This window comes from Pseudomonadota bacterium, from assembly GCA_030860485.1.
In the GTDB taxonomy this organism is placed as follows: Bacteria; Pseudomonadota; Gammaproteobacteria; order JACCXJ01; family JACCXJ01; genus JACCXJ01.
On record JALZID010000163.1, the window covers coordinates 1 to 10,329 of the forward strand.

Annotated in this window: 9 protein-coding genes; 5 read left to right on the top strand and 4 right to left on the bottom strand. The window is 64.1% G+C overall.

The features are described 5' to 3' along the window. A partial coding sequence (locus tag M3461_08980; GenBank protein MDQ3774474.1) for a hypothetical protein occupies positions 1-400 on the top strand: 400 nt, incomplete at its 5' end. A 91-nt stretch (positions 401-491) separates the two neighbouring features. Here the strand turns inward: M3461_08980 and M3461_08985 are convergent. After that, complete coding sequence (locus M3461_08985) at positions 492-1,223, bottom strand: DUF72 domain-containing protein (GenBank protein ID MDQ3774475.1); 732 nt, start codon at positions 1,221-1,223, stop codon at positions 492-494. A 586-nt stretch (positions 1,224-1,809) separates the two neighbouring features. Further along, positions 1,810-2,058 (bottom strand): RNA-binding protein, encoded by a 249-nt coding sequence (locus tag M3461_08990; protein MDQ3774476.1) that lies wholly within the window; start codon positions 2,056-2,058, stop codon positions 1,810-1,812. Between the two features lie 554 nt (positions 2,059-2,612). Here M3461_08990 and M3461_08995 point away from each other — a divergent pair. The 3 genes from M3461_08995 to M3461_09005 all read left to right on the top strand — a co-directional run bounded on the left by M3461_08995 (position 2,613) and on the right by M3461_09005 (position 4,468). Beyond that, positions 2,613-3,167: a CAP domain-containing protein gene (locus M3461_08995; protein ID MDQ3774477.1), complete on the top strand. Its 555-nt coding sequence runs from the start codon at positions 2,613-2,615 to the stop codon at positions 3,165-3,167. A 151-nt stretch (positions 3,168-3,318) separates the two neighbouring features. Beyond that, entirely contained in the window at positions 3,319-3,663 is a 345-nt protein-coding gene (locus M3461_09000; GenBank protein MDQ3774478.1) for a hypothetical protein, read from the top strand. A 451-nt stretch (positions 3,664-4,114) separates the two neighbouring features. Beyond that, the gene (locus M3461_09005) at positions 4,115-4,468 is read left to right on the top strand and encodes a sulfite exporter TauE/SafE family protein (GenBank protein MDQ3774479.1); all 354 of its coding nucleotides are present in this window, start codon (positions 4,115-4,117) and stop codon (positions 4,466-4,468) included. A 20-nt stretch (positions 4,469-4,488) separates the two neighbouring features. On the opposite strand, the gene M3461_09010 is transcribed toward M3461_09005, so the two are convergent. Further along, on the bottom strand, positions 4,489-6,831 hold the full coding sequence (locus M3461_09010) for an MMPL family transporter (protein ID MDQ3774480.1): 2,343 nt from the start codon (positions 6,829-6,831) through the stop codon (positions 4,489-4,491). Positions 6,832-7,111: 280 nt separating this feature from the next. On the opposite strand from M3461_09010, the gene M3461_09015 reads away from it, so the two are divergent. Continuing rightward, positions 7,112-7,891 (top strand): class I SAM-dependent methyltransferase, encoded by a 780-nt coding sequence (locus M3461_09015; protein ID MDQ3774481.1) that lies wholly within the window; start codon positions 7,112-7,114, stop codon positions 7,889-7,891. A gap of 67 nt (positions 7,892-7,958) precedes the next feature. Here M3461_09015 and M3461_09020 read toward each other — a convergent pair whose 3' ends face one another. After that, complete coding sequence (locus M3461_09020; GenBank protein ID MDQ3774482.1) at positions 7,959-9,269, bottom strand: tryptophan 7-halogenase; 1,311 nt, start codon at positions 9,267-9,269, stop codon at positions 7,959-7,961. Between the last annotated feature and the right edge of the window lie 1,060 nt (positions 9,270-10,329).

A 10,329-nucleotide genomic window follows, 5' to 3' on the forward strand; every position in this document is an offset into this window, starting at 1 on the left:
CGCTGCTCGGTCTCGGCAAAGGCCCGCACGCCGCTCCACGATTGCTCGACGCCGCGCCTTGCTTCATCGATACTATGAGTCATCGAAGCCTCCTCTCTCGGTGGTCACATGGTTTCCCAACCGTGATCGAGTTTTGGAGGCTTCGTCGATCCCCTACCCCCTGCAAATCCCTAGGATTCTGCGGGATCAGCGTTACGCAAAGTGGGAAATGCACCCTATTCCGAAGTCGGCTTTGGAAGAAGCACAGGTGATCGATTCAGAGCTTATTCGTGCTTTGCCCTCTTCATCGGAAGGCTTGGCGATTTCCGGAAAAACCGCATACGTCGTCGTTGATGGCGACGCGGGGAAAGACGGGGTCTGCAAAGAGCCGGCTAGGTACGAGATTGTGTCCTTGCCTTAGATTGCCATGGCGTCCGCGAGGGCCAGCCTCCGGGGCTTATTGGGCAGCAGTCCCCGTATCGCCAAGGCGAGTTCAGGCGGGTCCTCGATCCTCACCGCCCGTCTCCGCAGATCTCCATCAGCCTCGCCGCCAACTTCGGGCTCCTTCCCTCCTCCTCGTGCTTCATGAACACGTAGGCCTCGCGCCAGGGCTGCTCGCGAATGCGCCGGGCCCAGTGCTGCAGCTCCTGGTCGCTGAAGTCCTCGCGCCGCAGCCGCAGGTAACCCCAGTCGCTGGTGGCGACCAGCGGCGCGGCGGGCCCTTCGCCGGTGTCGGCTACGCAGAGCGCGGCGCCGTGGGCGCGAAGTGTCTCGTAGACCTCGTCCGCAAACCACGACCGGTGCCGAAACTCGAACGCCACCCGGCGCTGCTCGGGTAGCTCGCGGAGGAAGCTCTTCAGCAGCGGCACGTCCTGCCTGAAGTATGGCGGGAGCTGGAACAGCAGTGGTCCGAGCCTCGGTCCGAGCGTCGAAGCGCTGTGCACGAGATACGCCATCAGCTCGCCGCAGTCCTGGAGCCGCTTGTCGTGCGTGACGCGGCGCGGCGCCTTGAGCACGAACGAGAAGTGCTCGGGCACCTGCTCCGCCCATCCCCGCAGCAAACCCTCCGTCGGCATGCGGTAGAACGTGTTGTTGATCTCGACCGTTTGGAACCGCTCGGCGTACCAGCGCAGCATGTCCTTCGCCGCGATCTTCTTAGGGTAGAAGGTTCCCTTCCACTCGGCATACGAGTAGCCGCTGGTTCCGACCAGCACGCGCACGCGGATGTCCGTTCCTGTATCCATTCGGCCGCCGCGGTGGTCAGCTCGTCCAGCACCCGCTCATCGGTCCGGCCGCTGCGCTTGAGCACGTGGAACGAGTGGTCCGCGTGCTGGATCACCCGCAGCGTGGCGATCCGGTGCGCTCTCAGGCGCTCCTAATTTCCAGCAAGCACCCATCTGTCACCCGCTTCCAGTGCCTCCTTATGCGTGGTATAGACCAGAGGAGCGAAATTGAACGAAATTTTATCCCGCACCACCACACGCTGTAACTCCCAGGGTTCAACAGGATGATGGGTATCCGATCGTCTGATCTCATAATGTCTGTGATTGTGACTCTGCCTGTGCATGGTTATCTCCTTTCTGGCAAGTCTCTCGGCAGATCTCAGTTTTCCCACTTGCGGGGGCTGCCTCAGTCAGCCGGGGGAAAGATATCGACCTCGAGCGAGCCGGGATTTCGATTTATTGGCCTCAAAGGGGGGGCCGCATGGGCGGAAAACGCGGCCGTCACCGATTCCATCTTGAGCGCGCCGAGATGCCGCTCGCCAATTTCGGCCCCACAATTCGTCAGGCGAACGGCGGCGTGCACCCTCTCTGCCCGCCGCCCCGTGGCTCATGTACGAACGCGTGGTTTCGCTTCGTTGACCTTGATATTTCGGCCACCCACTTCCTTCATATTGAGCGCAATGATAGCCTCTCGGGCTCCTCTGTCGCCCATCCCGACGAAACCAAAACCACGGAATTCACCGGAATACCGATCGGTGATTAGATCGACAGAGTCGACCTCTCCGTACGGTTCAAACAGTTTGCGAGTTTCCTCTTCAGTCGTACTGCGGGATAAATTTCCTACATAAATGTTCATTGCAAAATATCTCCTCGCCCGCCTTTAGCGGACACGATCAATTAAGGTTCCCCCGACTGGTCTTCAGTCAGAGGGTTCGGCTCAGTGCCAGCGGAGGGTATTGGACGAGAGCTTCAGCAAGGGAGCGGTGATTGGAAACGCGCTACTTCCAGCAAAGGGGTCATCAAACGCCCGGTCTAGAGGACACTTTAAGGATTGACAGGTTAGCACGTTGGGCTCACTTATGCAAGCTTTTTTTTGAGAAGGAAGGGCGCCATCCGCCGGCGCGAGACATCGCCTCCTCGAGTACGTGTTCGACCAGCCGATCCGCCCGCAGCCGCCGGCCCACACCGGACCTTTGCGGTTCGACTTTCTCCACCGCCACCGGCGCACCCGCGTCCGGGGCGAGGACTGCCACCTCCGCGTCGCCCGAAGCCGCGACAGCCACCCATGACCCGGCCGGGGCAGCCCAAACCACCTGTCCCCGCCCCCACGCGAACCACCCCCACCGACCGCCCGTCCGGCGCATCGGTAGCTGTTGCACGACCGTATTGAAATTCCTATGCTTTGTTTTTATGAAAGTCGGACTAGTCATTCTATCGGTCTTGTTCGTCGCTCTGACCGGCATGGGACAGGAGCGCGTTCGACCGCGGTGGTCGATCTCTGCGATCGAGCAGCGCATCCACGAATCGATCAACGCGGAGCGGGTTCGAAACCGCTTGCCCCGTCTGGAGCTGGACGAAGACCTGTCGCGCATCGCGCGAGCGCACAGCCTCGACATGGCGACTGGGGACTTCTTTGATCATGTGAATCCAGAGGGCAAGACACCCTCGGACCGCGGCGACGCAGGCGGCTTTTCCTGCCGGAAGGCCCTGCCCGATGGGTCGTACGCTATCGGGCTTGCCGAGAACCTCTTCCAAAACAATCTCTACGACCGGATCATGTTCGTCGACGGCAAAGCGTCATACGCTTGGAACTCTCTCGAACACATTGCGGCGACGACCGTGCAAGGGTGGATGAAGAGTCGAGGTCATCGGACGAATATCTTGAACCGCAACCATGACAGGTCGGGCATCGGTATTGCGCTGACACCGGACGACAAGGTCCTGATCACGCAACTGTTCTGCTGATCGGCCGCGGCGTCCTCGAGACGCTAGGCGTGGTTTTTAACATACCCCCGTGTGACGAACCGACACGCGGGTCTTTGCCGGCAGGATCAAGGCGTCGAGACTGACAGTACCCGGGCCGCTAGCGCACTCGACGCGGCGTGCGCCGGGCACGGTGCACGTCGCGAACAGCGCCGCGCTGAAAGGCCCATGGCCCATCACCGCCCGGGCGGCCTACCGGTTGTCGCTGCTGGCGCTGGTCGGCGATGGCCAGTCGGAGGCGCTCGCCGGGCCGGTGGCGGAGCTGGCGCGCGTGCGCCTCGCGTTGACCCTGTCCGATGCGCGCCGCCTGATCGGCCGTGTGGCAGAGTCGAGCGCGGGCATGCTCACGCTCTCGACGCGCGAGGGAAGGGATTACCGATTGAAGCGGGAAACTAGGTCGCCACTCGCGCCCGCTACTGGGGAATACATGTTGCCATCGCTTTCTCGTAAGCGTCCCGTTGTTGCATTCTTGTTATAAGGCACTTCCATTGTTCGGTAGTATATGCCATCCCTTTGCTACGGCATTGGTCGAGAAACCTCTGTCGAGTCGTGTCGGTTACCTTAAGCTGATCGGATTTCATATTCATCGCTTCCTTGCATAAGGATGCCTGCTCACTGCATGCCGAGAGCCCGAGAGAAATAAGCAACACAAGAACGGCGGTCCACCATACGTTGGTCGTCATCGAGATCAATGCCTCTCTTGCCTATCAAATATAAAACAGAAGGTCTCACTCATAACCCCACGCCGCCCAAAGGTCGGGCTCCAATGCGTTGTGCGGTAGTGTACAGGCAAACGGCCTTACCCGTATATTCTGGGGCGACATAGTGCAGTAAAGGGCGATACGAAGGGAAGCTTAGGGGCAAATCTGGCTCGTGAGCACGGAGATCGGTGCGCTCTCGACCCTGCTCGGGATCGGCGGGGGGACGCCGTGCCGCTCCTGGTCTATTGCAACGTGCCCATCCACCAGGCCGTGGGCACCTCGGCGGCCTGTGGTCTGCCCATCGCCGTCGCCGGGGCCATCGGCTTCGTCGTGGCCGACTGGGGCGAGGTCGGGCTACCGGCCGGCAGCAGCGGCTACGTCTTGGCCACGGTGGCGGCCGTGGTGGCCGGGAGCGCCTTCCCCGCCCCCCTCGGCGCGCGCCTCGCCCATGCCCTGCCGGTCGCGACCCTACGCCGGGGGTTCGCGGCGGTGGTCGCGCTCATCGGCCCAGGATGGTGGTGTAGCGGGCTCGATCCAGGCGCTTGGCCGGGGACGCGCCTATCGAACCCGGCCTCAGGCTAGGAAAGGGAGGTCGGCGGCGATTACGGGTCTGCCGGGCTAGCGCTCTCGGCGGCGCCGGTACCCAACCGCGCGAGCACGGGGAGTAAAAACAGGCACGCGCCGACGGCGGCGATGATGCCGAGATCCATGACCAGGCCGAAGTTCTGTAAAGCAGGCTGGCTGGTGAGCATGGGCACGCCGAAACCGATGCACGACGCGAGGCCGGTGAGCAGGATGGGTACGCCGATGTGCGCGTAGAGGTGCCCATAGTCGCGCTCGTGTTCGAGCGCCATGAGCACGTGCAGGCTGTAATCAATGCAGAGTCCGATGAGGAGCGGCACGCACAAGAGCGAGAGCGGGCTCAGCGCGACGCCGGTGACTAACAGCAGCGCGCCGAAAAGGAGGAACGAGAGGCCGAGGGCGGCGAAATTGAGCAATACCATGCGCAGGGAACGCTGGGCGATGGCGCACAGGACGAAGATGGCCGCGAGCACCCAGACGCTCAGGCGACGGAGATCGGCGAGCGCGATCTGGTTGAGCTCGTCTTTGAGCGTGATCCAGCTCACCGGCAGCACGTCCGCAGCGGCGAGCGCCAGGCCGTCGGGCGGCGCCGGGCGCTCGGCGGCGCCCGGGAGGCGCACGATGGCGCGACACCGATCGCGGTCTTCCCGGTAGAGTTTGCGGAGGAGCGGGGACACGGCGGCGAAGGCGTCGTCTGCCCCGGCGGCGGCGCGATCGAGGGTCTCGGCCAGGGTGAGGGTAGGGCCGCTCCATTCGCTGCCGAGGCCGCGTGAATCGAAGGCGGCGCGCAGTCGTGGGGTGATGTCGTCTTTCCATCGTGCGCAGTTTTCACGTTGGTGTGCGGGTGCGGGCAGGAAGGCACTCTGCGGCGAGCGACGGCCGCCGGTGACGCGCACGGCGAGATCGTCGGCGGCCTGCCGGACGGCATCGCAGTTTGGCGCCTCGACGAGGTAAATCGCATCGCGCCAGCTCGGATCGCCCCTGGCGAGGAGCTCTTGGCCGCGAAAAGCGGCGGTCTCCGTCGGCTTCAGGCGCTCGAGATCGGGCGCGTAGAGCGCGGCGGGGGCGCGCCAGAGCCAGGCGGCGGCGATGAGGCCGACGACCGTAGCGAGCGCGAGCAGCGCTCGGCCGCGGCGCGCCATCGTCCGGGCCATCGCGCCGCTCATGCGTTTTAGAAAAGGGGGCGGTTTCGGTGGGCGGTCGGCCCATGCGGCGGGGAGCAGCCAGGTGGCGAAGCATGCCGACGCCAGGAGCCCCGCGGCCACCAGCACGGCGAGCTGGCGTAGCCCGGGCAGGGACGAAAACGCGAGGACCAGGAACGCCGCCGCCGTCGTCAGCGCGCTGAACCGGATCCCGCGGCAGAGCCGCGCCCACACCGCACCGTCGTCCCGAAAATCCGAGGCGAAATGGTGATAGACGAGGATGCTGTAATCCATGCTGATCCCGAGCAGGATGCAGGCGAAGCCCATGCTGATCACATTGAGCGAGCCGATGCCGAGGCGCGCGGCGATGAGGCTTACGCCGAGGGCGAGAAACTGCGCGAGTAATATCCAGCCGAGCGGCGTCAAGGTGCGGTAGAAGGCCCAGAACGCCGCGCTGACGAGCACGGTGGCAACGACGATCATCAAGCGCATTTCGCGGCGCATCTGCGTCGAGATCTCGGCCGTGAAAGCGGGGCGGCCGGTGAGCAGGAGGCGCGTCTCGCCGGGCAAGGTGCGTCGCACGGCGCTGTGGATCGCAGTAGCGAACGCCTCGCACTCGTCGAAGGTGATGAGCGGGCGCGTGGCGGTGACGGTGAGCGAGGTCGCGGGCCCTTCGGTCCATTGGAACCGCCTGTCGCCTTGCTCCGCGCCGAGCACATCGAGGACGCCGAGCGGGTCGAATCGCCGCCGCGCCAGCTCTCCCGGGTCGAGCGCGCCGGCCAGCACCGAGGGCAGATCATCGAGCCTCGCGTGCATCGGCCCCGGCTCGAGCGCGGCAACGACCCGCGTGAACGGCTCGGCCGCAAGGTTCCAGATCGCCCACGCGGCGAGCTGTGGCGCGGCTTTCAACCACTCACCGCCGGACGCTTCGACCGACTCGACACCCGGTAGCGCGGCGAGGGCGGGCCGCAATTTGTGAAAAACCGCGTCACGCCCGGCGCCGGGCAGCGTGTCGTCGAGGACCAGGATCACCTCGCGGTCGCTGACGAACTGACGCTGGAACCGATCGAGCCCGCGCACGCTCGGCAATTCCCGAGGGAACAACGCCAGCAACTCGGTTTCCAGCCGGATCGTCCACCCGGCCCACCCGGCCCCCGCCACGAGCGCGAGGACGACAATGATGCGCGGCAATCGGCCGGATGCGAGTACGGAGCGCGACATGAATCGAGTGGCGTGGCCTAGGGGTAGGTAGACAAGACGGCGGGGCACCGCCGCTCGCTATCGGTGAAGGCGGATCTCGACGGCTGTTTTCATGAGCGTCGTGTCACTGCCCGCGTCAGAGACGAGTCCCGCCGTTTCGCCACAGAGCCACGCGACGGCTTGCGGCCTTGCCAGAACGCACCCGCGTTCGCCGCCCGCGAGGTCGGCAGGCGTTTGCAGGATTGCATGGACTCCGCGTCCTGTGCAAGACTTGGATGCTCGCCTCCCACGGGACAAGCCGATGACGGGCAATGCTTCACGCGAGGAAATCTCCTATCAGGAACGGCAAGTGCCGCATCCTGTCCTCGACAGATACTACGCCAGCGAGCGGGACAGGCGGCCATTCGTTCTCGACTTATTCGACGGCGCCGCGAGATATTATGACCTCTGCTGTGCGCTGCTGTCGCTCGGCTCCGGCCAATCCTATCGCCGCGCGGCGCTCAAGCGCTCCGGGCTTTGCGCCGGCATGACGCTCCTCGATGTCGCCGTGGGCACGGGTCTCGTGGCACGGGCGGCCATGGACATCCTCCATCACCCCCGCTCCGTGACCGGACTCGACCCCAGCAGTGGGATGTTGCGAGAAGCACGGCAGACCCTGGCCATTCCGCTGGTGCTGGGCACGGCAGAGAAACTGCCGTTCGGAAGCGATCGCTTCGATCGCTTGAGCATGGGGTATGCGCTTCGGCACGTCGCCGACCTGGGGGTGAGCTTCAGGGAATGCCTGCGGGTCTTGAAACCGGGAGGCCGTATCCTGATCCTGGAGATATCCCGTCCTTCGTCGTTCGTCGGGCGCTTTTTCGTCCAGATCTACTTGCAGAAAGTCCTGCCCCCGATCGTGCGCATCCTCACCAGGAGCGGCCACGCCCAGATGCTGATGACCTATTATTGGGACACGATCGCGGAATGCGTCGAACCCGCTTTGATCCTGGAGATCCTGGGCACGAGCGGCTTCGGTAGGGTCGAGCGCCGGGTAGTTGGCGGGATATTCAGCGAATACACGGGCGTCAAACCGGCGATATGACTCACGACACCATCGGCGCCTGGAGTTTAAAATAATACCCATCAATATTAAAAAGTTATGGATGGGATCACGGTATCGCGAGGGCGGCCGGATCGATGCCGCGGAGCCCCCAGCGCCCGAGCAGCCTCACAAGTCCGCAACCGTAGCGGGACGCGACCTTGACCCCCGAAGCCTGAAGCGCTACCTGCCGCTCGATGTGGTCGTGAGCCGCGACCCTCAGGAAATTTGGGCCCGCCTCCACCCATTCGCGCCCCGCGCGTTGCATCGCCGCCATCCGCCCATCGTAGAAATAGGCCACCAGATTGAACCAGGCGTCGAGGTTCGCCATTTGGGCGGAGGTGTATCGCGCGATCGCCGAAGCCAACTCGAGCGGAGAGCGGCCGTGTATCAGCGGTGTCAGCCCCTCGGCGAGGAGCTCCGCGGACAGCAGCGCGAGAGACACTCCTGGGGAAAGCATCGGATCGACGAAACCCAGGGCGTCTCCCACCATCACCCAGCCGGGACCGTAACCGCGCTTGGAGATGAGTTGGTAGTTGGAATACGTCGCGACGGGTGTCACGCGCCGGGCATCTCCGACTAGCGCGGTCAGCGGCGGTTCCAGGGCGATCGCGTTCGTGAGCCTCTCCTCCGCCGTGTTTCCCAAGCGCTCAAGGTCGGTCCGTCCCACCACGATACCGACCGATAATCGGTCTCGTAAGGGAATGCACCAGCTCCACCCGGCCCTGAGGCGTGTAATCACGACCTGTCCGATCGCTTCTTCCCACCGAAACCCCTCGTAGTGGGCGAAATGAGCGACATCGTTCCGTGGACCGATGCGCGTAGGGATATCCAGGATGCGGGCCACCAGCCGGCTGCGTCCCGTGGCGTCCACGATGAGATCGGGCGGCCGGCCGCGCCAGTGGGATGCCGCCGCCAGCGTCTCCGCGGCGAGTGCGAGCTCGATTCCGGACTCTCGAGAGGCCCGCTCCACGCGAGCGCGGCTGCGTACGATCCGCGCCCCCGAGGCCGTTGCATTGGCGAGCAGGACCTCGTCGAATCGTGGCCGTGGAACGTTGTAGGCATAAGGGGGCACGGCCGGCGCGAAGCGTGCGAAGGTAAAGCCGAAGCGGTCGGTGGGGGACCAGACGAAGGACGCGCCGGGTTTCTTGAGCCCAATGGTCGCTATCTGTTCCTCGACGCCCAGACGTCTCAGCATCGGTATCACGGCGGGGACCAGGGACTCGCCCACCAGCAACTCGGGACGCCGCCCGAGCTCGAAAAGCGTCACCTCGGCCCCGCGGCCGGCCAGGATCGCGGCCAGGGCCGATCCCGACGGGCCGGACCCCAGGACAGCTACCCGCAGAACGCCGTTGTTCGGCTCGTTTGCGGTTGCGCGCATGATCCGCCGCGTACCCCTCTACCAACCATATGAAGGTTCGCATGATTCTACACGGCGAGCGCCGTAGTGTCCCCCAGCGGCGAGCGGTGACCGGGGGCCATCGAGGGGCGTGATACCCCAGGGGAGCGCGATGCCGTGTTGCGGCTTCCGTCACGGCGCGGGCGCCAGTGAGCGAGGCGTGCTGCACGGCCCGGGACGTATCGTCCGCGACCCAGGCCGGATGACCGTGGGCGCCGCCCGGCGGCCCAGATCTGCGTGGCGAAGACCGAGTTAGCGCGTCAATTTGCAACGCGCGTTGTTGCTATCGCGGCTCGCGACCGAGTTTGTGGAAACGCTTTGATAAAGAAAAGGGCTGAACACCTCCAAGCTCGAGGAGCACGTCGGCACGACAAAACCTGCCGCCCCAGGCATCGCGATGCAACCACAGTTACGCGCGCCTGGTTCAGGCGACCGTATTCTCATCGGCCGGCGGCCGCGGCGGATGCTCTTGGGAGGGGTTGTCACTTCCTCCAGTTTTCCGTTGCCGCTTCTCTTCTTTTTTCTGTTTCTTGGCTATGTCTCTCTGACGCTTCGCGAACGCATAGTTGGGTTTTGGCATTTGTGATCTCTGAGGAATAAGGGGGTCGCAGTGATTTATTTCCGTGCATCTTCAAGAGGCATAGTACTCCTGGACTGCTGAACTGTCCAACGTGCGAGTCCTGGGCCTGGGATCGGGGACTTTTCGGGCACTTCATCGGCCCGAGGCACTATGTTTCGGGGCGTTTTCGCGTCTCGGGCGAGCGAGGGCCACGGGGGATTATGGGCTCAGGGCCTGCGTACCGGATCGGGAGTCGGTTCGGGATCAGACCATTTGGAGGCGATCGAAAGCCAGGGCCAGGGATTGGCCCTATTTGCCACGCGGAAGCGCGGGTGCCCGCCCAAGCACGTCAATACACCCTATCGTTGCATAAATGTCGCTTGACTGAGGATCTCAGGCGGCTTGCACGGCTTCGAGGTAATGCAACAACTCCTCTTGGACCGCCGGATTGGCGGACATGCTTAGGGTGAGCTGCCCCTGAGG

Excerpts from the sequence above, each read along its gene's own strand:
- M3461_08985 (MDQ3774475.1), bottom strand. The coding sequence starts at position 1,223 with ATGGATACAGGAACGGACATCCGCGTGCGCGTGCTGGTCGGAACCAGC.
- M3461_08990 (MDQ3774476.1), bottom strand. The coding sequence starts at position 2,058 with ATGAACATTTATGTAGGAAATTTATCCCGCAGTACGACTGAAGAGGAA.
- M3461_08995 (MDQ3774477.1), top strand. The coding sequence starts at position 2,613 with ATGAAAGTCGGACTAGTCATTCTATCGGTCTTGTTCGTCGCTCTGACC.
- M3461_09010 (MDQ3774480.1), bottom strand. The coding sequence starts at position 6,831 with ATGTCGCGCTCCGTACTCGCATCCGGCCGATTGCCGCGCATCATTGTC.
- M3461_09015 (MDQ3774481.1), top strand. The coding sequence starts at position 7,112 with ATGACGGGCAATGCTTCACGCGAGGAAATCTCCTATCAGGAACGGCAA.
- M3461_09020 (MDQ3774482.1), bottom strand. The coding sequence starts at position 9,269 with ATGCGCGCAACCGCAAACGAGCCGAACAACGGCGTTCTGCGGGTAGCT.